At 66.8% G+C, this 23,577-nt stretch carries 23 protein-coding genes; 8 read left to right on the forward strand and 15 right to left on the reverse strand.

Annotated features, from left to right (window positions below; translation table 11 throughout):
* Nucleotides 1-14 precede the first annotated feature (14 nt).
* Nucleotides 15-2,015, forward strand: coding sequence for a MinD/ParA family ATP-binding protein (locus IWX78_RS08020; protein WP_196832998.1), 2,001 nt, complete (start codon nucleotides 15-17; stop codon nucleotides 2,013-2,015).
* 94 nt (nucleotides 2,016-2,109) lie between these two features.
* Here the strand turns inward: IWX78_RS08020 and IWX78_RS08025 are convergent, their stop codons facing one another.
* A complete protein-coding gene (locus tag IWX78_RS08025) occupies nucleotides 2,110-2,979 on the reverse strand; it encodes a sugar phosphate isomerase/epimerase family protein (RefSeq protein WP_196832999.1) in 870 nt (289 codons plus the stop codon).
* A gap of 212 nt (nucleotides 2,980-3,191) precedes the next feature.
* Here IWX78_RS08025 and IWX78_RS08030 point away from each other — a divergent pair, with 212 nt between their 5' ends.
* The 4 genes from IWX78_RS08030 (at nucleotide 3,192) to IWX78_RS08045 (ending at nucleotide 7,972) form a co-directional block, all read left to right on the forward strand.
* Nucleotides 3,192-4,700 carry a sugar ABC transporter ATP-binding protein gene (locus IWX78_RS08030; protein WP_196833000.1) on the forward strand — a complete coding sequence of 503 codons (1,509 nt, stop codon included), beginning with the start codon at nucleotides 3,192-3,194 and terminating at the stop codon, nucleotides 4,698-4,700.
* A gap of 8 nt (nucleotides 4,701-4,708) precedes the next feature.
* Nucleotides 4,709-5,731: an ABC transporter permease gene (locus IWX78_RS08035; RefSeq protein WP_196833001.1), complete on the forward strand. Its 1,023-nt coding sequence runs from the start codon at nucleotides 4,709-4,711 to the stop codon at nucleotides 5,729-5,731.
* 209 nt (nucleotides 5,732-5,940) lie between these two features.
* Nucleotides 5,941-6,933: an ABC transporter substrate-binding protein gene (locus tag IWX78_RS08040; RefSeq protein WP_196833002.1), complete on the forward strand. Its 993-nt coding sequence runs from the start codon at nucleotides 5,941-5,943 to the stop codon at nucleotides 6,931-6,933.
* 73 nt (nucleotides 6,934-7,006) lie between these two features.
* Complete coding sequence (locus tag IWX78_RS08045) at nucleotides 7,007-7,972, forward strand: aldo/keto reductase (protein WP_196833003.1); 966 nt, start codon at nucleotides 7,007-7,009, stop codon at nucleotides 7,970-7,972.
* A 12-nt stretch (nucleotides 7,973-7,984) separates the two neighbouring features.
* Here the strand turns inward: IWX78_RS08045 and IWX78_RS08050 are convergent, their stop codons facing one another.
* From IWX78_RS08050 to IWX78_RS08090, 9 genes are all read right to left on the reverse strand, one after another.
* Nucleotides 7,985-8,944, reverse strand: coding sequence for a phosphotriesterase family protein (locus tag IWX78_RS08050; protein ID WP_196833004.1), 960 nt, complete (start codon nucleotides 8,942-8,944; stop codon nucleotides 7,985-7,987).
* Nucleotides 8,941-9,852 (reverse strand): shikimate dehydrogenase family protein, encoded by a 912-nt coding sequence (locus IWX78_RS08055; RefSeq protein WP_196833005.1) that lies wholly within the window; start codon nucleotides 9,850-9,852, stop codon nucleotides 8,941-8,943. The genes IWX78_RS08050 and IWX78_RS08055 overlap by 4 nt, the downstream gene beginning before the upstream one ends.
* Complete coding sequence (locus tag IWX78_RS08060) at nucleotides 9,849-10,475, reverse strand: bifunctional 4-hydroxy-2-oxoglutarate aldolase/2-dehydro-3-deoxy-phosphogluconate aldolase (protein ID WP_196833006.1); 627 nt, start codon at nucleotides 10,473-10,475, stop codon at nucleotides 9,849-9,851. The genes IWX78_RS08055 and IWX78_RS08060 overlap by 4 nt, the downstream gene beginning before the upstream one ends.
* A 10-nt stretch (nucleotides 10,476-10,485) precedes the next feature.
* Nucleotides 10,486-11,427 (reverse strand): NAD(P)-dependent oxidoreductase, encoded by a 942-nt coding sequence (locus IWX78_RS08065; RefSeq protein WP_196833007.1) that lies wholly within the window; start codon nucleotides 11,425-11,427, stop codon nucleotides 10,486-10,488.
* Entirely contained in the window at nucleotides 11,427-12,926 is a 1,500-nt protein-coding gene (gene xylB, locus IWX78_RS08070) for a xylulokinase (RefSeq protein ID WP_196833008.1), read from the reverse strand. Before xylB ends, IWX78_RS08065 begins: the two co-directional genes overlap by 1 nt.
* Before the next feature lie 5 nt (nucleotides 12,927-12,931).
* A complete protein-coding gene (locus IWX78_RS08075) occupies nucleotides 12,932-13,510 on the reverse strand; it encodes a glucose-6-phosphate isomerase family protein (RefSeq protein ID WP_334684634.1) in 579 nt (192 codons plus the stop codon).
* Between the two features lie 99 nt (nucleotides 13,511-13,609).
* Nucleotides 13,610-14,446: a GntR family transcriptional regulator gene (locus IWX78_RS08080; RefSeq protein ID WP_334684635.1), complete on the reverse strand. Its 837-nt coding sequence runs from the start codon at nucleotides 14,444-14,446 to the stop codon at nucleotides 13,610-13,612.
* A 21-nt stretch (nucleotides 14,447-14,467) separates the two neighbouring features.
* Complete coding sequence (gene rbsD, locus IWX78_RS08085; protein ID WP_196833009.1) at nucleotides 14,468-14,872, reverse strand: D-ribose pyranase; 405 nt, start codon at nucleotides 14,870-14,872, stop codon at nucleotides 14,468-14,470.
* Nucleotides 14,869-15,897, reverse strand: a complete 1,029-nt coding sequence (locus IWX78_RS08090) for a ribokinase (RefSeq protein ID WP_334684636.1) — start codon at nucleotides 15,895-15,897, stop codon at nucleotides 14,869-14,871. Before IWX78_RS08090 ends, rbsD begins: the two co-directional genes overlap by 4 nt.
* A gap of 93 nt (nucleotides 15,898-15,990) precedes the next feature.
* Here IWX78_RS08090 and IWX78_RS08095 point away from each other — a divergent pair, with 93 nt between their 5' ends.
* Nucleotides 15,991-16,650 (forward strand): transaldolase family protein, encoded by a 660-nt coding sequence (locus IWX78_RS08095; RefSeq protein WP_196833010.1) that lies wholly within the window; start codon nucleotides 15,991-15,993, stop codon nucleotides 16,648-16,650.
* Between the two features lie 203 nt (nucleotides 16,651-16,853).
* Here IWX78_RS08095 and IWX78_RS08100 read toward each other — a convergent pair whose 3' ends face one another.
* The 5 genes from IWX78_RS08100 to IWX78_RS08120 form a co-directional block, all read right to left on the reverse strand.
* The gene (locus IWX78_RS08100) at nucleotides 16,854-17,528 is read right to left on the reverse strand and encodes a FadR/GntR family transcriptional regulator (protein WP_196833011.1); all 675 of its coding nucleotides are present in this window, start codon (nucleotides 17,526-17,528) and stop codon (nucleotides 16,854-16,856) included.
* A 35-nt stretch (nucleotides 17,529-17,563) separates the two neighbouring features.
* A complete protein-coding gene (locus IWX78_RS08105) occupies nucleotides 17,564-18,904 on the reverse strand; it encodes an MFS transporter (RefSeq protein ID WP_196833012.1) in 1,341 nt (446 codons plus the stop codon).
* Nucleotides 18,905-19,021: 117 nt separating this feature from the next.
* On the reverse strand, nucleotides 19,022-19,561 hold the full coding sequence (locus IWX78_RS08110) for a TM2 domain-containing protein (protein ID WP_196833013.1): 540 nt from the start codon (nucleotides 19,559-19,561) through the stop codon (nucleotides 19,022-19,024).
* A gap of 25 nt (nucleotides 19,562-19,586) precedes the next feature.
* Complete coding sequence (locus IWX78_RS08115; protein WP_196833014.1) at nucleotides 19,587-20,261, reverse strand: LuxR C-terminal-related transcriptional regulator; 675 nt, start codon at nucleotides 20,259-20,261, stop codon at nucleotides 19,587-19,589.
* On the reverse strand, nucleotides 20,248-21,474 hold the full coding sequence (locus tag IWX78_RS08120; protein ID WP_196833015.1) for an ATP-binding protein: 1,227 nt from the start codon (nucleotides 21,472-21,474) through the stop codon (nucleotides 20,248-20,250). The genes IWX78_RS08115 and IWX78_RS08120 overlap by 14 nt, the downstream gene beginning before the upstream one ends.
* Nucleotides 21,475-21,588: 114 nt before the next feature.
* Between IWX78_RS08120 and IWX78_RS08125 the strand changes: the two genes are divergently transcribed.
* On the forward strand, nucleotides 21,589-23,145 hold the full coding sequence (locus tag IWX78_RS08125; protein ID WP_196833016.1) for a PspC domain-containing protein: 1,557 nt from the start codon (nucleotides 21,589-21,591) through the stop codon (nucleotides 23,143-23,145).
* Nucleotides 23,142-23,528, forward strand: coding sequence for a hypothetical protein (locus tag IWX78_RS08130; RefSeq protein WP_196833017.1), 387 nt, complete (start codon nucleotides 23,142-23,144; stop codon nucleotides 23,526-23,528). The genes IWX78_RS08125 and IWX78_RS08130 overlap by 4 nt, the downstream gene beginning before the upstream one ends.
* Nucleotides 23,529-23,577 lie beyond the last annotated feature (49 nt).

Raw genomic sequence — 23,577 nt, forward strand, 5'->3', positions numbered from 1 at the left:
AAACGGTTACCAGAGTGTCAGACGAGTCGACAGAGCCTCACATCACCGCCCTCGTCCGCGCCGACGGAACCGGAACGGTCACCGTCGACGGGGAGACGAGCGACGTGCACGCCGACGACATCGAAGGCGTGCGCGGAGCGATCATCGCCCGGGTCGCCGAGATCGCTGTTGCCCACGACCGTCCGGTGCGGGTCGCCACCACCGATCTCGATGGCATCTATCCGTTGATCGTTCACCCCGGTGGGGCCGTCGACTCCGACGGGCCGATGATTCCTGCCGACACGCTCGCTGAGGTCGTTGCCGATTCCGACGACGACGCCACCGGAGGCGACAACGACGATGACGCCGACGGCGGCGCTGAATCCGGCGGGACGCAGGTCGCGACCGACAGCCCCGAGACGGAGGCGACGTCGAGAGCCCAGGACGAGTCGCCGCTCGAGGGCGACCAGCCGGCATCCGATCATGGAGATGACCGGAGCGTCACCGCCGTCGAGCCCGAGCCCGAGCCCGATCCAGGACCGGAGCCAGAGCCAGATTTCGACCCTCTGCATGACACGGTGGTCCGTGCGTACGCGCCCCCTGCGTCCGTCGAGCCCGGAAGCGGTAGTTCGTTCGGAGCGACCGTGATCCCGCCACCGCCGTTCGGGGTCGACTCATTCGCCTCGGACGACTCGTACACCCCGTCCGGCGCTGTCGCTCCGAGTCTCCTGGGTGATGGCGAGGCGAAGGGTTTCGTGCCAGCGCCGTCGCGCCGGTCGACCTTCCAGACGTTCGACGAGACCATCGGACGGGCCGAAGCGACGCAGTCAGGCGACGACGCCACCGGTGCAGAGCACGACGAGCAACGCCATCTCGACGACAACCAGCACGCGAGCCCGACCGGCAGCGGAAGCTTCGATTCGTCCGTCGGTGCCGACGTCGACCCGCCAGCGCTGTCGGAGACATCCGTCAGCAACCCGCCCGCTGACCCGGCGCCCGACCAGCCGGCACCGGGGCTCGATGCCCTCTTCGCCATGGCCGGCTCAGCATCGATGGGTTCAGCGCTCGTGCCTGCTCCGGCAGCAGACGCCGCAGACGAAGCAGCGCCGACGCTCGACGACTTCCTCCAGTCGCGGCCGTCCGCTCCAGACGGGCCGGCGAAGATGGGCTGGCAGCGTGTCGTTCGCCGGATGACCGGCGGGCTTATCTCGCCGAAACCCGGCAAGGCCGAGCGCGCCCACCGGCACGCGATCTCGCGGGTGCAGCGGAGCATGCGTGGTCCGCGCACGATCGTGGTGCTCAATCCCAAGGGTGGTGCCCACAAGACCACCGCGACTCTCCTGCTGGCCGCGACGTTCGGCATCCATCGTGGAGGGTCGACGCTCGCCTGGGACAACAACGAGACCAGAGGCACGCTCGGCTGGCGGGCGCAACCCTCACGGCATTCGAACACCGCCGTCGACCTGCTGCGCGACCTCGACAAGTTCGCTGACGTGAAGTCGGCACGCGTCGGATACCTCGACAGCTACGTGCGGGCGCAGGGTGACGCACAGTTCGATGTGCTGGCATCGGATGAGGATGCTGCCGCGTCGTCCACGATCGATGCCGCCGCGTTCAAGAGCCTCCACCACACGCTCAGCCGCTTCTACCGGGTGCTCGTGATCGACACCGGGAACAACATGCGTGCGTCGAACTGGGAGGCAGCGGTCGACGCCGCCGACCAGCTGGTCGTGGTCACGACCGTCAACGAGGAGACAGCGGCGAGTGCCGCGTGGCTGCTCGATGGCCTCCGCCAGAAGGGTCACCAGGACAAGGTCAGCAAGGCCGTGACCATCCTGTCGTCCCCGGGAGACACGGTGCAGCCGGAGCTCACCCAGCGCCTGCACGCCCACTTCGCTGCGCTCACCCGCGTGGTGCTCGAGGTGCCGTACGACCCCGGCTTCCAGAGTGGTGGACCGCTCAACGTCGACGTACTCATGCCGCAGACCCGCGAGGCGTGGCTGCAGGTCACCGCGGCCGTCGCCGACGGGTTGTAACGCGTCGCACGGTCGTCAGGCTCGGATGCCTGATCGCATCCTGCTCACCCTGCGATCTCCTGTCGTGCGTGCGAGTGATTCTCGGTAGGCGAGGCTAATGCAGGCTGATCGACTCCACCGCACGCAGCTGGTCGCGGATGAACCGGTTCGCGTGCGCGGCCAGGTCGTCTGAGTCGTCCCAGAGGTTGCGCCAGATGCCGAGCATGCGGCTGAGGTCCTGGTTCACGACCGCAGATGAAAACGACTCGAAGACGACAGGACCGTCGTACGACACCCGGGCAAGACCACGGAAGAACGACCCGAAGTCGACGGTGCCTGACCCGAGGTAACCGCGGTGGCTCTCACCGATGTGCACGTAACCGAGGCGCGTGTCGACGTCGAGCACGGGGGTGTAGAGGTCCGATTCCTCGATGTTCATGTGGTACGTATCGAGGTGCACAGACACGTTGGAGTGGCCGATCTCGTCGAGAAATCCGAGCGCTTGCCTGCCGGTGTTCATCACGTTGGTCTCATACCTGTTGACGACCTCGAGTGACAGGTGGACTCCTGCGTCTTCTGCCCGGGATGCCAGCCGGCCGAGGGCGGCGGCACTCGATGCCCGGCCCGAAGCGGTGACCGGCTCCATGTACTTCTTCATTGCACTGTAGATCACGCCGCACAACCGGGTGCCGCCCATCGCCTGCACGATGTCGATGCATTCCTCGAGCATCCGTTCGCCTGCGGCGACGACGGCGGGGTCGCCGCTTGTCAGGTCAGTGGCCTCGCTGAGCCCCAGCGATGCACTCACGGCCAGGTCGTTGTCGCGGAGCAGCCGTGCGGCAAGCATCCGATCAAAGTTTGCGGGGTCCATCAGAGGGATCTCGATGAGGTCGAAGCCGGCCTGCTTCGTTTTCTCGATCGCTGTGGTCAATCCTGCCTGCTCGAATGAGCCGGTGAAGACGAGAGCGTGTGCGCCTATGAGCACGATCGTGTCCTTTCACGTGAGGGAGCGGCCTGATCAGGCCGCCGGGGTGGGATCCACCCTATTCGGATGCTGCGGAATTAGATACATTAGGGTACAACTGGTAGTCCGGCCGATTCGTTATCAGGTATTGGTCGGATCTTTGGGAATTTTCGTGGCAGAATCATTCTGACCGGGACCCCCGAGTTCCACCCTCCGATGAAGTAGGTGAATGAGTGTCAACACAGCTGTTGAAAGTCAGCGGGATCAGCAAGAGCTTCCCGGGCGTCCAGGCGCTCCAGGACGTGCAGTTCGAATTGAACCGCGGTGAGGTTCTCACCCTCGTCGGCGAGAACGGCGCAGGCAAGTCGAGCCTGATGAAGATCCTCTCCGGCATCTATGCCAAGGACGCGGGCACGATCGTGCTCGAGGGCACCGAAGTCCACATCGACAGCCCGCGAACGGCGCAGCAGCTCGGCATCAGCATCATCCACCAGGAGATGAACCTGATGTCGCACCTCACGGTCGCCCAGAACATCTACATCGGTCGTGAACCCCGCACGATGGGGTTCGTCAACGAACGCAAGCTCAACAAGCAGACCGACGAGCTGCTCACCCGGCTGGGCATCCACCTGAGGGCACGACAGAGCGTCGGCGAATTGACCGTCGCCCATCAGCAGATGGTCGAGATCGCCAAGGCGCTCTCATTCGACGCCAAGGTGCTGATCATGGATGAGCCCACCTCGGCGCTCACCGACTCAGAGACCGAGACCCTGTTCCACCTCATCGCGGGCCTGAAGGCCAGCGGCACCGGAATCATCTACATCTCCCATCGCATGGAAGAGCTGCGCCGCATCGCCGATCGGGTGACGGTGCTCCGTGACGGCCGCTACATCGGCAGCCTCGACAAGGGCGAGATCGACATCCCCACCGTCATCGAGATGATGGTCGGGCGGCACATCGAAGAGGGCGCGCGACCGGAGGCGCGGGAGCACGCCGATGACGACGTCGTACTCAAGGTCGAGAATCTGGGCACCAGGCGTCTGCTCAAGGACATCAACTTCGAACTGAAGCGGGGAGAGATTCTCGGGTTCGCCGGGCTCATGGGCGCCGGTCGCACCGAGGTTGCCCGTGCCATCATCGGGGCAGACCCCTCAGAGGGCTCGACCATCACGGTGCAGGGCAAGCAGGTGCGGATCTCACAACCGGCCGATGCCGTCGCTCACGGAATCGGATACCTCTCCGAAGACCGCAAGGCGCTGGGCCTTCTGCTCGAGCGCGATGTGAACACGAACATCCTGCTCGCGTCGCTCAAGGACTACACCGGGCCTCTCGGCTTCATGCGCCCGGGCAAGGGCAAGCAGAAGTCCCGCGGATATGTCGAATCGCTGCGGATCAAGACCCCGTCGATCCAGCAGATCACCAAGAATCTGTCTGGCGGCAACCAGCAGAAGGTCGTCATCGCCAAATGGCTGGCGCGCGACTGCGACATCCTCATCTTCGACGAACCGACCCGAGGCATCGACGTGGGAGCGAAGGAGGAGATCTACCGGCTGCTCAACGACCTGGTCGCTCAGGGCAAGTCGATCATCATGATCTCGTCCGAGCTTCCTGAAGTTCTGCGCCTGTCCCACCGGATCGTCGTGATGGCGGGCGGCCGCATCACCGGCATCCTCAACAACGAAGACGCGAGCCAGGCGAAGATCATGGACTATGCGACCAACATGGGCGACGAGAAAGAGTAGACACAGCAATGAACGCATCTCCTGTCATTGACAAGAACCCGACAACGGGCGGTTCGGCTCCTGCCAAAAGCGGCGGGGCGCTGACCTTCCTGCGCGCCAAGCTCCAGCAGTCGCTGGCATTCGGAACGCTCATCGTTCTGGTGGTCTTCTTCTCGATCGCCAGCAACAACTTCTTCAGCTGGTCGAACATCTCGAGCATCCTGCTGGCGACCGCCGTCATCGGCATCCTCGCGCTGGGAACGACGTTCGTCATCATCACCGGCGGCATCGACCTCTCCATCGGAACAGGAATGACGCTCGCCGCCGTGATGACCGGCATCTTCCTCGTGAACATGGAGCTGCCACTCATCGTCGGCGTGCTCGGCGGGTTGCTGACCGGCTGCCTGATGGGCTTCATCAACGGCGTGAACATCGCCATCCTCAAATTGCCGCCGTTCATCGCGACGCTGGCGATGATGCTCATCGCCCAGGGTCTTGCTCTGGTCATCTCCGGGGTGCGCCCGATCTACTTCTCCGGCGTCGAGGGCTTCAAGAACATCGCACTCGGAACGCTCATCCCCGGGCTCCCGAACGCTGTGCTCATCCTCTTCCTCCTCGCGATCGTCGCGTACCTGCTGCTCAGTAAGACCCTGTTCGGTCGCTACACGTTCGCGATCGGAAGCAACGAAGAAGCCACACGGCTCTCCGGCGTCAACACGCGCAAATGGCTGATCGTGGTTTACACGGTCGCAGGTCTCTTCACCGGATTCGCCGGGGTCGTCATCGCCGCCAGACTCGACTCGGCACAGCCGCAGATCGGTGTCGGATACGAACTCCAGGCGATCGCCGCCGTGATCATCGGGGGTACGTCCCTTCTCGGAGGCCGCGGCTCGATCATGGGAACCGTCATCGGTGCCCTGATCATGAGCGTCCTCATCAATGGGCTGCGGATCATGTCGATCCAAACCGAATGGCAGAACGTCGTCGTCGGTGTCGTCATCCTCATCGCCGTCTTTACCGACACCCTCCGCCAGCGGAGATCGGTCTCGTAGGCCGCTCACAAAGCCGGGAAGGGCTGCAGTACCCGAGAGGCCGGGCTGCTCTTCTCCAGCCGATCGCGAAATCGATTGCATCGGCGAGATCACGGGAGATATAACGATCTTGTATCTACATGTACTTTCGCCACATACGGTCCCTCGAACGAAATAGCATGGCCGAGTCAGCCCCCCGGCTGGCCCCGAACGAACAATGGAGTTATTCGATGAAAACAGGTAAAAAAGTCGCAGTCCTCGCGGCTGCGGCCGCTGTGGCACTCAGCCTCGCCGGCTGTTCGAACGGTGGCGGCGGCGGAACGACAGACGACGCCGCATCCGGAGACGGCGACATCACGATCGCCCTCGTCTCGAAGGGCTTCCAGCACCAGTTCTGGCAGGCCGTGAAGACGGGCGCCGAGCAGCGGGCAGAAGAGCTCGGTGTGACGGTGACCTTCGACGGACCCGCAGCCGAGACCGAGATCGACGGCCAGCTGCAGATGCTGCAGGCGGCCATCGACAAGAAGCCGGATGCCATCGGGTTCGCAGCCCTCGACCCCGAGGCCTGCATCCCGCTCTACGAGTCGGCTGAATCGGCCGACATCCCGATCGTCGAATTCGACGCCGGCTGCTCGAGCGAATACGGCCAGAGCATCGCGAAGACCGACAGCCTCGGCGCCGGTGCACTCGCTGCCGACCACATGGCCGAGCTCATCGGCGGAGAGGGCGAGGTCGCGATCGTCGGCCACAGCCAGATCAACTCCACCGGTGTGGAGCGGCGTGACGGATTCGTCGATCAGATGGAAGCGGAATACCCCGACATCGAGATCGTCGACATCCAGTACGGTGACGGCGACCACCTCAAGTCGGCTGACATCGCCAAGGCCATGATCCAGGCGCACCCGGACCTCAAGGGCATCTACGGCACCAACGAGGGTTCGGCCATCGGCGTCGTCAACGCTGTCGGTGAGCTCGGCCTCGGCGAGGGCGAACTGACCGTCGTCGGATTCGACTCCGGCCAGGCTCAGATCGACGCCATCACCAACGGTGTCATGGCCGGCGCCATCACCCAGAACCCGATCGGTATCGGCGAGGAGGTCGTTCAGGCGGCCTACGACATCATCCAGGGCGACACCCCTGAGGAAGTCATCGACACCGGCTACTTCTGGTACGACGCCGAGAACATGGAAGACGAAGAGATCGCGTCGGTTCTCTACCAGTAGGACCGATCACAGTGCTCAGCCCCTTCCCCGTTCACCCGGGGGAGGGGCTGCGCTGTTCCCGAGAGGATGCGTTGTGACAGGCTTCGACCGCGTCGACCACGGCCGCCTGACCTTCGGCGGCGCCTCGCTGGGGAATCTGTTCCACGCCGTGAGCGACGAACAGGCTCGTGCGACACTGGAGACCTGCTGGGATCTCGGCATCCGCTCCTACGACACCTCGCCGCACTACGGGCTCGGCCTGTCCGAGCGGCGCATCGGGGCGTTCCTCCGCTCCAAACCACGCGATGAGTTCTTGCTCAGCACGAAGGTCGGGCGTCTGCTCGAACCCACGCCGGAGCGGGCGGGCGAACCCGACGACACCTGGTTCGTCGTTCCGTCGACGGCCAGACGGAGGTGGGACTACTCGGCCGACGGCATCCGTCGCAGCCTCGATGACTCCCTGGAGCGGCTGGGTCTCGACCGGGTGGACATCCTCTACCTCCACGACCCCGAACAGTATCGGGCGGAACAGAGCGAAACAGGGGCATCGATCTCTGGGGCTCTCGCGGCGCTGGCCGGATTGCGCGAGAGCGGTCTCGTCGGCGCCGTCGGCGTCGGGACGAGCGACGTCGGCATCCTTCGCTCAGCGGTCGAACACAGCGACATCGACCTTCTGATGGTCTCGAACCGTTACACCCTGCTCGATTCGACGGCGGCGTCACTCTCACCGCTGTGCGACGAGCACGGGGTCGGCATGGTTGCCGTCGGCGTCTTCAACTCCGGGCTGCTGGCCACGCCGCAACCCCGTGCGGATGCGCACTTCGAATACGGTCCTGTACCGCCCGCCATGCTCGACCGTGCGCACCGGATCGCGGCCGTGTGTGCAGCGCACGGCGTCGAACTGCCGGCGGCAGCACTGCAATTCAGTCTGCGCGACCCGGTCGTGCGGTCAGTGGCTGTCGGTTCAGCCGACCCCGATGAGATGCGAGAGAACGTGGAAAGGATGGCCGTCGAGATTCCCGATGCGCTCTGGTCGGACCTCACCGATCAGGCCGGGTGACAGACGCGGCGGTCAGCGGGCGTCCCAGCTGAGCCACCGGTGCGGGTTGACGGTGAGGATGCCGTCGAGCGCGTCGGCGCCGATCCGTTCGGCCAGGCGCGGCAGGTAGCGTTCACCGAGGTAGGCGAGTCCCGGCATCCCGCCGTACGCCACGTACCTCGACCGCCGCGCGACGTCGCCGCCGAGCAGGAGAGTGCCACCGCCGGCCACGACCTCTGCTGTCAGGTCGAGCAGCTCGGCGTCTGTCCTGGTCCGTGACCTGGCCATGCCGTCGTAGCCCAGCAACGCTCCACGGGCGGCGAGTTCGAGATGCAGCCCGGCATCCGGGTTCCTGTCCGCATGAGCGAGGGCGACCCTCGCCGGCGGGACCCCGAGGCCCTCAAGCAGGTCGAGCACCTCGTGGGCGGCGGTTCCGAACTCGAGGTGCACCATCACCGGGGCACCCGTCGTGCGATGGGCCGAAGCCACAGCGCGCAGCACCGTGTTCTCGAACGGCGAGATGCTCCAGTAGTCGATACCGGCCTTGAGCACTCCCGCGCGTACCGGACCGGTGCCTGGACCGAGCGCCGGCTGGACCTCGCCGTCTGCGAGCGGCATCCCGGTCGTCAGGTCACCGGTGAAGAGCGCCGCGAGTTCCTCTTCACTGAACTCGCGCAGCCAGGCGTCGCCGGCATAGTGGGCGTCGCGGTGAGCGCCGGTCGTTGCGACGATCGTGAGGCCCGCTACGCGCGAGATTCGGGCGAGCGCCTCGGGGTTGCGGCCGAGACCGACAGGGGTGGCATCGACCATCGTGTCGAAGCCGCTCGCATGCAACGCCGCTGCCTCGGTCTGTGACGCGGGTTCGTCGGTGAGTTCATCACCGGGAAGCAAAGGCGACACCTGGAAGAGATGCTCGTGATAGTTGACCCGGCCGAGGTCGCCTGCGGGAACGTCGCCGAGTACCGTACGAACGAATCCGCCGGGGCTGGTCATCGGGCTTCCGCTGCGGCGGTGAGCCGGTCGAGCAGTTCGTCGGTGAGTTCGACCGAGAACACCTCGGCGATGACCTGACTCCAGCCGTGGATGAAGTACCTCCAGCCGTCGACGATGATCAGACCGGCGGATGCGTGCTGCTCGCGCGCCTGGGCGAGGAACTCGAGGCTCCCGCGATAGTTGAACTCCCACACGTACGCACCGGTCGGGAACGCCGCGCCGTCGGGAACCGGTGACCCCGGACGGTCCTTGCCGAGACCGGACGCGTTCACGACGAGGCTCGCGGCGGGCAGAGTCGCCAGGATGCTTCTGGTGACGTCGGGGTCAGAGGTGAGGACGTAACGGAGAAGGCCCTCCGGCGTGCCCCGCCTGCTGTGGACGTCGCGCAGGTGGTCGAGCCTGGACTGGCTGGTGTCTGTGACGATGATCGAGCCGGGTCGGTCGGCCCGTTCGCTGAGGTACCAGCTCAGGGCGGTGCCTGCGCCGCCCGCCCCGAGGATGAGCACGGAGGCACCGGACGCAGCGAAGTGATCGGGAGGCAGGAACTCGCTCGCAGCGAGGCCCGCTGTGATCGGATCCTTGGCGTGCCCGAGCAGTCGCCCGTCGCGTTTCGAGATGCTCGAGATCTCGCCGCAGAGGGTGCTGAACGAGTCGAGTTCGTCGAACAGGTCGGATGCCGCTTCGAACAGACCCATTTTGTGTGTGGTGACGAGCGCGCCCAGATGGTCGGGGTCGTCCCGGATCGTTTCGACCAGCGCGCGGTAGTCGGCGGCCGTGGCATCCAGTGGCAGATCGTGCCCGATGAGCGTGCGGGTGGGCAGGTCGAGGATCTCCGCCCACCGCGGAAAAATCGTTCTGATGGATGACCCGGATGTGCTCACTCCGACGAAGCCCATGTGGCCGGTCATGCCTGGACGCCCACCGTCGAGAAGAGCTGTGCGCGCCGGGTGATCTCGGCCCAGTCCCCGGTGGCGAGGGCGGCAGTGGAGCACAGGTCGCCCCCGGCGCCGACCGCAATCGCGCCGGCAGCGAACCACTCGTCGATGTTCTCCGGGGTGACCCCGCCCGTCGGCATCAGAGGCAGATCGGGGAACGGGCCGCGCAGGGCCCGCAGGTAGGCGGGTCCACCCAGCGACGCGGGGAACACCTTCACCACGTCCGTGCCGTACTCGACAGCGGCCATCACCTCACTGGGGCTCAGGGCTCCGGTCATCACGGTGAGACCTGTGGCCTTCATCGCGGCAGTGAGGTTCTCGCGGGTACCGGGGCTCACCAGGAATCGCGCACCGGCATCAGCGGCCTGCTCGGCCTGCTGCGACGTCGTGACGGTGCCGGCGCCGAGATAGATCCGGTCTCCGTACTTCTCGTCGAGTGCGCGGATCACGGCGGGAGCATCCGGTGTCGAGAACGTGATCTCGAGCCCCGTCACCCCTCCCTCGACCAGCGCGTCTGCAGCGAGGATGGCACTCTGGGCGCTCGGCGCGCGGAGCACCGCGAGCACACGAGTGGATTTCAGGGTATCGAGCGACATGCTCAGCCTTTCAGGAGACAGGGTTGGGTGGAGTCGTGTCGGAGAGCACGGCGAGCACGTTGGCGACGGCGATGGATCCCATGCCGTCGACGGCTTCAATGGTCTGGGCGCCGAAGTGGGGAGTCACGACCACGCGGTCGGCGAGGTCGGCAGCGAGCAGCGGTGACGGCAATCCGCTCGTGTCCCCGGCGAGGGTGTCCGCAGCGAAGCCGCCGATCGCTCCGCTTCTCAGCGCTGCGGCCACCGCACCCTCGTCGACGAGGTCCGGCCTGGCCGTGTTGACGAGAACCAGCCCGGGGCGGGCGAATGCCAGCCAGCCGGCATCCACGATCACGTTTCCGCCTGGCGCGTGAAGAGTGACGAGGTCGCAGGCGGAGGCCATCTTTGCGATATCCATCTGCTCGGCAGTCAGGAACGCGTCGTCGTCGAGCCACGGATCGTGCGCGACGACACGGGAACCGAAGCCGCTCAGCCGCTGGGCGACACCCTGCCCGATACGTCCGAAGCCGACGATGCCGACGGTGAGTGAGCCGAGCTCGCGCCCCCGGAGGACCGACCAGTTTCCGGCTCTCACCCGCCGGTCACCCTCGGTCGTTCCGCGCAGCACGGCGAGCATGAGGCCGACGGCGTGGTCGGCGACGGCGCCGCTGTTCGCGCCGGGTGTGTTGGTGACGATGATGCCGCGGTCGGCGGCCGCCTTCAGATCGACGGCTTCGTAGCCGACACCGTAGCGGGCGACCACCCGGAGGTGAGGCGCAGCGTCGAGATGGGCGGCGGTGACCGGGCCGGTCCCGGCGATCCACGCGACGGCATCCGCGAGCATCGGTCGGAGTTCGTCGAGGTCGTGACCGGAGCCGGCGACTGTGAGCGTGTGGCCGGCCGCGGCGAGTGTCCCGACGAGGTCCTGGGAACCGGAGGAGAAGGACCTGCTTGTGGCGAGGACGCCGCCCATCAGGAGCGGGTCCTGCCGGAATTCCAGGTCTCGAGGCTGGCGTACCCGTCGAGGAAGACCCGGTGGCGGCCGAGATAGTCGGTGTGGCGGGAGTCGTCCGGGACGAATTCCGCCGTGGCTTCGGACAGGCCACGTGCCGCACCGAAGTCGTCGACCAGGCCAAGTCCGACGGCTGCGGTGACGGCGGCACCGAGACTGTTCGCCTCCTCGACGATCGTGCGCCTGCGCACGGGAACACCCCAGACGTCGGCCAGGATCTGCAGCCAGACGTCGCTCGCCGCGCCCCCACCGATGGCGTCGATACGGTCGACGACCGCTCCGGCTTCGCGGAAGGCCTGGATGCAGCTGAGCAGGTTGAACGCGACGCCCTCGAGGACCGCACGGGTCATCGCTGCGCGCCCGTGGTGCCTGCCGATCCCGAGAAACGCACCCGCGGCATCCGGGTCCCAGTACGGCGATCGTTCGCCGAGGAGATAGGGAAGAAAGTACAGGCCGCTGGTCGAGGCGCCGGCTGTCGACGCGTCGGCGACGAGGGCGGAGAGCGCAGCGCTCGACGGGTGCGGGTTGAGCAGTTCGGACACCCAGGCGAGTGCAGCTCCGCCTGCCTGCATCGTGGCCGTCGGCACATAACTCCCCGGCACGACGTTGTCGAAGGTCATCGTTCGCATGAGGGGGTCGTAGACCGGGGTGTCGCTCGCGAACGAGATCCACGACGAGGTGCCGAGGCAGACGTATGCTCCGTCTTCCGGCGCGACGATTCCGGCGCCGACGGCCGCGATGGGGCCATCCCCTCCGCCCATCACGACCCGGGTCGACCTTGGCAGTCCGGTGGCGTTCGCCGCGGCCGCGGTCAGGGTGCCCACGATGGCCGTCGACTCGAGGACTTCGGGGAACAGGGACGCATCGAGGCCCGCTGCTGCGAGCATGTCAGGAGACCAGGCGCCGCGGCCCTGGTCGTACGCGTTCGTCGCTGAGGCATCCGACCGGTCAGTGGCGAGGCGGCCGGTGAGCCGGTGGAGAACGAAGTCCTTGGCGACGCAGAAGTGACGCACGCGAGCGAAGACGTCGGGTTCGTTGTCGCGCACCCACATGATCTTCTCGAGTGAGTACGTGGGGTTGAGGCGGTGGCCGAGCAGCGAGTACGCCCTGCCCTGCCCGATCACGGCCTCGAGCGCCGCTGTCTGTGCGCTGCTGCGGGTGTCGGCCCAGATGATGGCCGGGCGCACCGGTCGGTATTCGGCGTCGAGCAATACTGCGCCCATCATCTGGCCACTGATCGCGAGCCCGGTGACCTGGCTCGGGTCGACCTCTGACCGGGCGAGGAGATCCCTCGTGGCCTGGACGACCGCGTTCCACCAGTCCTCCGGGTCCTGTTCAGCGAGACCGCCGTCGGCGAAGTGCGCCGGATAGGTCACGGTGACGGCGCTGACCAGGCGACCGTCGTCGGTGTGCATGGAGGCCTTATTGCCTGTCGTTCCGAGGTCGTGGGCGAGGATCATGTCGATCAGCTCGCGTCGTAGTCGACGAATTCGACGCCGGATGCACCGGAGAGAACGCGCCGACCCATCCCGTGTTCGAGCACCCAGCCGTAGTCGTGGCCGGCGCCCCCGGGGTACACGGCGAGGAACGAGTACGGTTCGTCGCCGACGTTGATGCTGCGGTGCGCCCAGCCTGGCGGCATGTAGCCGATCGTCCCTGGAGTCATGTCGACCCATTCGGTTTCGGTGCCGTTGAACAGAAGCAGTCCGCCGTGGCCGGAAATGCCGAGGTAGATTTCACCCTGGTGGTTGGGGTGCTGGTGCCCTTTCGTCATCCAGAGTTCGCCGGCCGTCGCGCCCGGTTGGATGGTCGTGATCGACTGCGGCAGTTCTCGCTCCACCTCGGGCACCCGTGACGAGACCACGGAGTAGACGACCGGATCGCCGTCTGCGACGGCCTGTTCCCAGGCGGCGTGATCGCGGAAGAGCCCATCGAGGTCAGACATACGACGAGTCAGCGTCGGTCCCTCGGGCTGGAGAGTTCCGCCCGCTGGGTCGAAACGGATGCTCATCGGCGGCACGGGAAGGGCGGAATAGGACGGCACGGTCTCTCCTCGGTCGGCGCAGCCGCGGTGCTGCTGTTCCTACTTTAGCCTGTAATTACATGTCACATGTAATTACAGGCTAACTGGATGTATCGATACTCAGCCCAGTCGGGTGTGACGCAGAGACGCCGTACTGGGATCGTCTGCTGAGGCGTTCAGATGGAACTCGAACCTGCTGCGATCGCCGCGATGGTACGCGACGAAATACTCCATCGGCCGGTCGTTCTCGTCGTAGCCGACGCTGCGCAGAACGAGCAGCGCCTGTCCGCTACCCACCCCGAGCAGAGCGCCCTGCTCCTCGGTCGCCGATGTGGCCTCGGCGGAGCGCACGCCGCGAACCGCTCGGATGCCGTGGGTCGCGAGAAGCGCGTAAAGCGACTGGTCGCGCAGGTCGGCGTCGAGCACCAGCAGGCCGATCTGGTGCGGGAGGTACGTCGTCGACCAGGACCATGGCTCGTCGTCGACATGCCGGAGTCGTTCGATGACGACGACGGGTGCGCCTGGCGCGACGCTGAGGGCATCCGCCACCTCGTCACTGGCAGGAGCGACCTGCTGCATGCGCACATCGCTGTGCACGTGACCGCCGCGGGCGGCGACCTCTTCGTAGAGACCGGTCAGGGTGTGGACCAGGCTCTCCGGCGTCTTCTGGTGGGCGACGAACGTGCCCTTGCCTTTCACCCGTTCGATCACTCCCTGGTGTTCGAGCTGCGAGAGCGCCTGCCTCACAACCGTGCGTGACACCCCGAACTGCTCACAGAGGCGGTGCTCTCCTGGCAGCAGGTCGCCGGGGCGCAGACCGAGCCGGGCGATGTCGTCGATGATCCGATGCTTGAGCTGGTGGTACATCGGCACGGGAGCCTGCCGGTCGATGTCTGCGGCGGTGCCGCGGTCGACGTCGGCACGGTGGTCGGCAGGAGGGTCGGTGGTGAGAGTCACTGGGGTCGATTCTGAGCAGGATTAGTACGCGACGCCAGCCTGGAGGATGACGTTGGCGTACGGGGTGAATTCGCCGGAGCGCACGAACGCGCGGGCGTCGTGGGTCCGAAGCTTGAACGCGGCGTGCGGGACGAGTTCGATGGTGACGCCGAGCGGCTCGAGCCGTTCGCGGAGCCCCTGCAGAACGGCAGGGCTGTGCTCCTCCACCTCGGCCGAGACGATGGCCCCTTCGACGACGAGTTCGGCGAGTACCGTGTCGAGAACGTCGAAGAACGCTGGGTCGCCTGGCCGGTATGCGAGGTCGACGCGTTCGGACCCGGCAGGGATCGGAAGGCCGGCGTCCGTGACGACGAGAAGGTCGGTGTGCCCGGTCTCTGAGATGATCCGCGAGAGTTGCGGATTGATCGTGGTGTGAGTGCTTCTCATCGGATGCCCGCATTCTGTGACGCGGCGAGGGCGTCGACGTCGTCCCGGTGAGGGAGGCTGGGGGAGGCGCCGCGTCTGGTGACGGTGAGCGCGCCGGCAGCGATGGCGCGACGGATGGCATCCGTGATGTCGAATCCGTCGGCGAGCGACGCACCGAGGTAGCCGGCGAATGCATCGCCTGCTGCTGTGGTGTCGACCGCGTCCACCCGGATGGAGTCGAAGCGGTCGACGCTGTCGGCGGTGACGAGCACGGCGCCCGCTGCGGCCATCGTGATGAGCGCGCTTGTCGCCCCTCGTGTTGTGAACCAGCGCCCGGCCTCGATGGCGGATGCCTCGTCGGTGACGGCGATGCCGGTGAGGATCGACGCTTCGGTCTCGTTGGGCGTCACGATATCGACCAATGGCCAGATGCTCTCGTCGAGCGTTGCGGCCGGTGCAGGGTCGAGCACGACGGTGAGCCCGGAGTCGTGCGCTTTGCGGATGGCGTACTGCGTGAGTGCCCATGGGATCTCGAGCTGGGTGAGCAGTACCCGGCAGGTCGAGCCGAGTGCGTCGAACGCGGCGTCGATCTGTGTCTCGCTGAGGGAGGAATTGGCGAGCGGAACCATGACGATGTCGTTCTCGCCCGAGTCGTCGACCCTGATGTGGGCGATCCCCGTCGGACCGGGGACAGCGACGACGTGGTCGATGTGCACGCCGGCATCACGCAGTCCACCGGTCACGAGGTCGGAGAAGAGGTCGGTGCCGACGCAGCCGACCATGTGCGCGTGGCCTCCGGCGAGCCCGGCCGCGACGGCCTGATTCGCGCCCTTGCCGCCGAGCACGAGGGTGAAGTCGTCACCGAGGATGGTTTCCCCCCTGGCCGGCAGCCGGGAGGAGAACGTGGTGAGGTCTGCGGTGATGCTGCCGACGATCAGCACGCCGCCTGGCGCGGATGCCGACGACTGTGTCTGGCTCATTCTTGCCTTTCGCAGGGCGTTGCGCCCATCGCGGGCATCCGTCATGGATGCCCTCTTGCCTGTCATTACATTAGCGGACAGGTGGGCCAGCCTGTGAGGTTCCTGCGGGCTGAACTTGATACGCTGCCCGGACGAGAACCCGACCGCGAAGGTGCAGCCATGACGACAGTTCCCCGTTTCTATGCCGACAGTGCCGACGTCGATGCGGTCACTGAACTGCTGGCTGACGGGCTCGTGCACGGCGTGACGACCAACCCGACGATCCTCGAGCGGGGCGGCAGAACGGTGACGGACATTCCCGAGCTCTATGCCCGATGGGATGCGGAGGGCGCTCGGGAGATCTTTTTTCAGGCATGGGGTGCGACGACGGCCGAGATGCTCGGACACGCGGATGCGATCCTCACGCTCGGCGACAAGGCTGTCGTGAAGGTGCCTGCGACGCGAATCGGTTTCGCCGCGGCATCCGCTCTCGCCAGACGCGGCGCCGACGTGCTGGTGACCGCCGTGTACTCGCCTGCGCAGGCGCTCGCCGCTGCGACGCTCGGTGCCCGGTATATCGCCCCGTACCTCGGGCGTCTGAACGACGCGGGGAGGGACGGACTCTCCGAGATCTCCGTCATGCAGGAGTTGGTGGCCGCAAGCGGCACCGAGGTGCTCGCCGCGAGCCTGCGGAGTCCGGGCGACATCGTCGATCTGGCTTTGCACGGCGTCACCTGTTTCACCGCGGCGCCCCGCGTGCTGCTGGAAGCGCTGCAGCACGAGGTCAGCGACCGGTCGTCGGCGGAGTTCGATGCGGCGGTTGCCCGGGGGCTGGCGTAGCGGCATCCGTCGTCTGCTGTCGCCTGCTGCCTGCGTGCCCGCTGCCTGCTGCCTGCGTGGAGCTGCACTGTCGGGGTTGGGCGACAAATTCAGGAGATCCTGTGCGACACGCCGCATGAGAGCGCTCTCGTGCGGCGTGTCGGTCAGAATCTCCTGAATTTGCAGGGTTCGAGTGAATGTGGGCGGGGCGGCAGGAGCGGGGCTCAGGCGACCGCATCCCGGAGCCACTGCTCCACGCCCGAGATGTGCACGACGGTGAGCGCCTGGGCAAGCTCGGCGTCTCCGCGTTCGAGCGCGTCGACGATGGCGCGGTGCTCGGCGAGGGTGCGTCCGACCGAGTTCTCCTGGGTGAGACCCCGCCAGATGCGGGCTCGCACGGTGTGGCTCGAGAGCGATTCGATGAGGCTGGTGAGGTACCCGTTTCCTGCGATCGCGACGATTGCACCGTGGAACTCGAGGTCGTGGGCGACGAGCCCCTCGACATCCGTGCTGTTGTCGACGGCCTCGATCTGCGAGCGCAGTGAGGCGATCGCGCTGTCGGTCATCCGTCCGCTGGCAAGCGCGACCGCCGCCGGTTCGAGGATGCGTCGCACGGCGAACAGCTCGAGAATCGAGGAATCGTCGTGCAGGTCGACCACGAACGACATCGCCTCGAGCAGAAGGCGGGGTTCGAGCGAGGTGACATAGGTGCCATCGCCACGGCGGACGTCGAGCACGCGAATCACCTCGAGGGCCTTCACGGCTTCGCGCATCGAGCTGCGCGACAGTCCGAGCCGCTCGGACAGTTCCTTCTCAGGGGGCAATCGGTCGCCGGGACCGAGCGCACCCGAGATGATCATCTCTTTGATCTTGAGAATTGCCTCGTCGGTGACCGCCATGCAGAGATCCTATCTTTCCGCCGACGGCAGCGAGCCTACGTCAGCTTCTGCTGGTGTGCGTTCACCGGGATGAGCAGCAGAAGTCCGACGAAAATGACAAGAATGATGCCGAGGATGCCCCAGTACTGGGCGCCGCCGAAGGTCACGAAGAGGGCAAAAGCGGTCGGGGCGAGGAACGACACTGCGCGCCCCGTCGTGGCGTACAGACCGAACACCTCTCCCTCGCGTCCGGCCGGGATGAGACGGGCCAGGAACGACCGGGATGCCGACTGCGCCGGTCCGACGAACAGGCATAGCGCCAGACCGAACGTCCAGAAGACGACCTGGCCGCCATCGTGGAAGAAGAAGACCGCGAGTCCCGCGATGACGAGTCCGACGAGGGATGCCATGATCACCGGTTTCGCTCCGATCCGGTCATCGAGCAGTCCGACGGTCATCGTCGAGATGCCGGCGACGACGTTGGCGGCGATGGCGAAGACGATGACCTCGCCCGCTAAGAAGCCGAACGAGCCGGCGGCGAGCACGCCGCCGAAGGTGAAGACCCCGGCGAGGCCGTCACGGAAGACAGCGCTCGCCATGAGGAAGTACACGGTCTGGCGGCTCTCGTGCCAGAGCCGCGAAATGTCGGCAAACAGCCGGCGGTAGGACGCGAAGAAGCCGATCCTCGCCCGGCGAGCCCCGACGCCTTTGTATTCGGGAACCGAGAGCAGAACGGGCAGAGCGAAGACCCCGAACCAGATCGCCGAGATGAGCACGGTGACCCGGATGTCCATGGCGTTCTCGCTGGTGATCCCGAACAGCCCGACCTCGGGCTGGATGAGACCGAAGTACACGATGAGCAGGAGCACGATGCCGCCGAGGTAGCCGAGGCCCCAGCCGATGCCCGATACCCGCCCGACGGTCCGAGGCGTGGAGACCTGGGCGAGCATGGCGTTGTAGTTGACGCCCGCGAACTCGAAGAAGACGTTGCCGGCGGCGACGAGGAAGAGGCCGAGCCAGAGGTACTGCTGCTCAGGGGCGACGAAGAACATGGCAGCGGTCAGGGCGACGACGATGTAGGTGTTGACGGCCAGCCAGAACTTGCGACGCCCGGAACTGTCCGACCGCTGGCCGGTGACCGGTGCGAGCACGGCAATGAGCAGACCGGCGCCTGCGAGCGCCCAGCCGAGCTGGGCAGAAACAACAGCTTCGCCGCCGAACGCGTCGGAGGTGAGGTACACCGTGAAGACGAACGTGGTCACGACTGCGTTGAACGCCGCAGAGCCCCAGTCCCACAGGCCCCACGCGAAGACCCGTTTCGGGCTGATGTTCGAGGGTGCCTCCGAGAGAGCGGGCGCGACGGTCGCGGGTGTTCCGTCGCTGGCGTTCGTCGTCATGAGGTCAGGCTAGTGGCATCACTTGGCGCGCAGGTGAAATTTTTCGCGTCACGTGGCACGAGCGGATGCCGCTGGTCGCGGGGCGGCGTGTGTGATGCCGCCAGCGCCTCAGTACAGCTAGTCGCGGAGTGGCCGGCCGGTCGCGTCGGTGACGAACCCGCTCGATCGGGCGAGGATCATGATGCCCTCGATGAGGCCCCAGAGCGAACTGACCACCGCGAGCACTCCGAACGAAAGCACGGTGAGGAGCAGTTGCACGAGGCCAAGGCCGACGTAGCCGAGGTAGAAGCGGTGCACGCCGAAAGCGCCGAGGAAGATCCCGAACAGTCCGGCGGCGATCCGGCTCTTCGCTTCCGGGTCGTACGGCGGCGGAAAGTAGCCCTGCTGCTGGTAGCCGGGAGGAACCTGCCCGTAGGGTGCCTGCGGGTAAGGGCCCTGCTGCTGGTATGTCTGGCCCGGGTACGGCTGGCTCTGCTGCTGGTACGCCTGGCCCGAGTACGCCTGGCCCTGCTGCGGGTACGGCTGACCGTGGTGCGACTGGCTCTGATACGGCTGCGCCTGCTGCTGACCGTGCTGGTCGGGGCCGTGCTGGTCGGGATTCAGGGGCGGAGCGCTGGGCTCTGCCGGGGGGACGGGTGGCTGGGTGGCGTCACTCATGCGGTCAGCCTAGTGGCGAGGGGTGTCACAGGAGTTTCCGTTCGAGTGCCCACGCGGTCAGCTCGTGCCTCGATGAGAGCTGCAGTTTGCGCAGCACACTCGACACGTGGGTTTCCACGGTCTTCACCGAGATGAAGAGCGCCGACGCGACCTCCTTGTATGCGTACCCTCGCGCGATGAGCCGCATCACCTCCTGCTCGCGGGCAGATAGCCGGTCGAGCTCGTCAGACGCCTCGGCCGTCTCTCCGGTGACGGCACCGAACGCGTCGAGCACGAATCCGGCCAGCCGTGGCGAGAAAACGGCGTCGCCGTCGGCGACGCGGCGTGCGGCATTCGAGACGTCAGCCCCTGATGCGCTCTTCGTGATGTAACCGCGGGCGCCGCTCCGGATGACGGTGACCACGTCATCGGCGGCATCCGACACGCTCAGGGCCAAGAACCGGGTGTGCGGAGCATGCGTCGCCGAACGGCGGATCACCTCGGCACCGCCCCCGCCGGTTCCACCGGGGAGGTGCACGTCGAGAAGAACGACCTGCGGCTGGGTCGCGGTGACGAGGTCGACGGCCTCGTCGACGGTGGCCGCTTCACCGAGGACGCGGATGTCGCCGGCCAGGTCTGCGCGGAGGCCGGACCGGAAGATCGAGTGGTCATCGACGATGACCACGGTGAGTTCGGTGCTCGTCGGTTCAGGTGTCGGCATGGAGTGCTCCGTCGGTGAGGGGGAGGAGGAGGCGGACTTCGGTTCCGGTACCGCCGGGGCCCGGGCGGAGTTCGGCGGTACCTCCGATCCGTCGCATCCGTCCGAGGATGGAATCGCGCACACCCATCCGGTCGTGAGGGATGTCGTCGAGGTTCAGGCCGGGTCCGCGGTCCGTCACGGTGAGTTCGACGGCGGTCTGCGAGGATTCGAGGTACACGGAGACGGTGCCGCCGGCGTGCCTGGCCGCGTTGAGCATCGCCTCGCGCGCTGCGCCGAGCAGGGCATCGGGCACACTGCTCGGGCTCTGGCCGGCGGCGACGACGTCGATGTGAGCGACATACTCCTGCTCGATCACCGCGGCGATGCGACGCAGTTCGTCTGCTAGATCGACGGATGCTCCGGGTGATCCGGCGAAGAGCCAGTCGCGCAGTTCGCGCTCCTGTGCCCGCGCCAGACGGGAGGCTTCGCTCGCCGGATCGGCTTTTTGCTGGATGAGTGCCAGGGTCTGCAGCACGGAATCGTGCAGGTGCGCTGCGATCTCGGCGCGATCGGCCTCGCGCACCCGCGCTGCGCGTTCGTCGGCGAGGTCGCGGGTGAGGCGCACCAGCCAGGGCGCGACGACGATGGCCACGCCGACGAGCACGGCGAGTGCCGCAGAGAACACCGTCCACAGGTTCGGTTCGTCGCCGGTGACGAAGAAAAGAAGGATGCCGAGCGCCACGAGCACGAGGGCGCCAAGCGCCCGTACGAGCAGCGCAGAGGAAGACGATGACCGCTGGCGCCGCAGGTCGTCGAACTGCCGCCAGGCGAGACCGGCTCCGGCGAGCACCACGATCGCCGGAATGACGAACGCGAGCGGCAGGTCCGCTCCCAGACGGGATGCCACGAGCGCGCCGGCGGCGGCAAGGAGGGCGAGGCCGAGGAGGATCTCCGTCACCGGCGCCCTCCGGCGGTCGGGCTCGAGCCGGTCGGTGGGAGCGTCTGACGCCGTCGGTCGGGTGAGGGCGCGCTTGACCGGGGTGGGGGCATCCGTTCTGGTCGGAGTCGTCACCCACAGCCAGACATAGAACAGAAGACCGGAGCCACCGCACACGGCGAGGACGACGGTTGCCGTGCGCACAAGGGCGAGAGGCAGACCGGTGTGGTCGGCGAACCCCGCGCAGACGCCACCGACGAGACGCACGGTCGGCCTGGTCATCACGGGGGTGTCCATACCAGCCATCCAAGCACCCTGACCGAGCGAGCACAGCCGCCCCCGGTCGATCTCAGGGACGGATCAGGGGGATACCCCATGGCAGCGGCCGGGAGGCTCGACCACACTCGAACCATGACTGATGCACCTTCAAGCCCGGCCGGATCTGCTCCGGGCACGCCGAGCGCCTCGAGCGCCGGTTCGTTCTTCGACTGGATCCGAGGGTTCGACCTCCGCCGGTCAGACGACCACTGGCTCGCCGGTGTGGCCGGCGGCATCGCCGCGCACACCCGGCTCGACCCGCTGATCATCCGCGGCATCTTCATCGTCGTCGCCATCCTCGGCGGGCCGATCTTCTTCCTCTACGCCGTCGCCTGGGCACTGATCCCTGACCCGCGAGGGCGGATCTACCTGGAGCAGGCGATCAAGGGAGTGTTCGAGCCGGCGATGATCGCCATCGGGGTCGTGCTCCTGCTCACCTTCGTGCCGTTCGCGCAGGGACTCTGGTGGGGCGGCGTTCCCGACTGGTGGGACATGCCCGCCTGGCTCGAATCCACCCTGCGGATGGGCTGGATCCTGGCCATCGTCGGCGGCCTGATCTGGCTCACCGTCGTGCTCGTCCGGCGGATGCCGCGGGCCGACTCCGTTCCGCCCACCTCCCACGCGGGCTACTGGGTGGGTGCCCCGTCATCGACGGGGACGCCGTGGACTTCGCAGGCAACACCGAACGACGGGACCAGGCCGTATCCGGCACCGGCCGATCCGATGCGGACCGCCCCCACGGTGGATGGCCAGGCCTCGACCGCTCAGGCCCCGACCGCTCAGGCCGCTCAGGCCGCGAGCGCGCCGACCGCGCAGGTGCCGACCGCGCCGACGGTTTCATCGGCGACGTCCGCCCCAACCTCGACCTGGTACGGCACGCCGGCGGCCGCCCACCAGAGCGCCCCGGTGCCCGGAGCGGCCGAGCGTGAGGCGCAGCGCCGAAAGCGTGACGCCGAGCGCGCTCAGCAGCGCCGCGATCACGAGGAGCGGTATCGCCGCCGTCAGCCCGGAGCGGCCTGGGTCTCGATCTGGCTCGGACTCGCTGTCGTGGCCGGCACGCTCATGCCGATTCTCGTCGGACATCGCGACTGGTCGAACGCCGCGCTGATGCTCGGCCTCGGAACCGCCCTCGGGGTGCTGGCGATCGGAACGATCCTCGCCGGCATCCGGGGTAAAGAAAGCGGCGCTCTGGGCTTCTTCGCAGTCGTCGCCATCGTCGCCATGCTCTTCACCGGGGTGTTCCCGCGTGGCACGGCGGTCTCTGTGGTCGGGAACACCACCTGGCAGGTCACGGACGCCGATGTCGGGAGTCCGACCGGCTTTGCCATGGTCGCCGGCTCGCCGACCCTCGACCTGACCGGGCTCGATGCGCGGTCTGCCGAGGTCGGCGGGGTGGTCGACCTCTGGCTCGGCGCCGGAACCCTGGATGTCGTCGTCCCCGCGGACGTTCCCGTGGTCATCGAGGTGAATGGCCTCGTCACCGGCCTCAACTACGTGAACGAAGACGGTAGCCGCAACGACCGTGGCGGGGTGTTCTACCGCGATGAGGTGCGGTTCGGTGACACAGGGTCCCCAGACACCACCACCGTGAGGATCTGGGTGATCACCGGCGGAGTGAACCTCGGCAGCAGAGAAGGAAGCGAACGATGAGCGACACCAACCCCACCCGGCCGACCGAACCCATCCCACCGGTCACCGCCGGCGGCTCGACGGGGCCGACCGAACGAACCGACCCGATCGGCTCGAGTTCCCCGATCGATGACAGCCGACAGGCGGAGAGCATGTCGAGCTGGTTCCAGCCGGACACGACCGAGGCGCCTGAAACGCCCGCAACCAGGAAAAGCCGCCTGCCAGCGCGATTCGGCACGATCTTCTGGGGTGTGCTCCTGCTCGGCTTCGCCGCGTTCATGATCGCGAACTCGGTGATGCCCGTGATCGTTGACCCGGTGACCTGGCTGATCGGAGGGCTCATCGCCGTCGGCGCGGTTCTCGTGGTTGCCGGGATCGCGGCGGCCATCCGGCGAACCGATTGACGGCATCCGATCGATCAGGGGAGCGGTTCTGCGGAGCCGCTCCCTTCTC

This window comes from Mycetocola sp. CAN_C7 (assembly GCF_015752285.1).
In the GTDB taxonomy this organism is placed as follows: domain Bacteria; phylum Actinomycetota; class Actinomycetes; order Actinomycetales; family Microbacteriaceae; genus Mycetocola_A.

Bases quoted from the DNA above. Each gene is read 5' to 3' on its own strand.
- IWX78_RS08035 (WP_196833001.1), top strand. From the start codon at position 4,709: ATGAACGCATCTCCTGTCATTGACAAGAACCCGACAACGGGCGGTTCG.
- IWX78_RS08040 (WP_196833002.1), top strand. From the start codon at position 5,941: ATGAAAACAGGTAAAAAAGTCGCAGTCCTCGCGGCTGCGGCCGCTGTG.
- IWX78_RS08050 (WP_196833004.1), bottom strand. From the start codon at position 8,944: ATGACCAGCCCCGGCGGATTCGTTCGTACGGTACTCGGCGACGTTCCC.
- IWX78_RS08055 (WP_196833005.1), bottom strand. From the start codon at position 9,852: ATGACCGGCCACATGGGCTTCGTCGGAGTGAGCACATCCGGGTCATCC.
- IWX78_RS08060 (WP_196833006.1), bottom strand. From the start codon at position 10,475: ATGTCGCTCGATACCCTGAAATCCACTCGTGTGCTCGCGGTGCTCCGC.
- IWX78_RS08065 (WP_196833007.1), bottom strand. From the start codon at position 11,427: ATGGGCGGCGTCCTCGCCACAAGCAGGTCCTTCTCCTCCGGTTCCCAG.
- xylB (WP_196833008.1), bottom strand. From the start codon at position 12,926: ATGATCCTCGCCCACGACCTCGGAACGACAGGCAATAAGGCCTCCATG.
- rbsD (WP_196833009.1), bottom strand. From the start codon at position 14,872: ATGAGAAGCACTCACACCACGATCAATCCGCAACTCTCGCGGATCATC.
- IWX78_RS08090 (WP_334684636.1), bottom strand. From the start codon at position 15,897: ATGACAGGCAAGAGGGCATCCATGACGGATGCCCGCGATGGGCGCAAC.
- IWX78_RS08095 (WP_196833010.1), top strand. From the start codon at position 15,991: ATGACGACAGTTCCCCGTTTCTATGCCGACAGTGCCGACGTCGATGCG.
- IWX78_RS08100 (WP_196833011.1), bottom strand. From the start codon at position 17,528: ATGGCGGTCACCGACGAGGCAATTCTCAAGATCAAAGAGATGATCATC.
- IWX78_RS08105 (WP_196833012.1), bottom strand. From the start codon at position 18,904: ATGACGACGAACGCCAGCGACGGAACACCCGCGACCGTCGCGCCCGCT.
- IWX78_RS08110 (WP_196833013.1), bottom strand. From the start codon at position 19,561: ATGAGTGACGCCACCCAGCCACCCGTCCCCCCGGCAGAGCCCAGCGCT.
- IWX78_RS08115 (WP_196833014.1), bottom strand. From the start codon at position 20,261: ATGCCGACACCTGAACCGACGAGCACCGAACTCACCGTGGTCATCGTC.
- IWX78_RS08120 (WP_196833015.1), bottom strand. From the start codon at position 21,474: ATGGACACCCCCGTGATGACCAGGCCGACCGTGCGTCTCGTCGGTGGC.
- IWX78_RS08125 (WP_196833016.1), top strand. From the start codon at position 21,589: ATGACTGATGCACCTTCAAGCCCGGCCGGATCTGCTCCGGGCACGCCG.
- IWX78_RS08130 (WP_196833017.1), top strand. From the start codon at position 23,142: ATGAGCGACACCAACCCCACCCGGCCGACCGAACCCATCCCACCGGTC.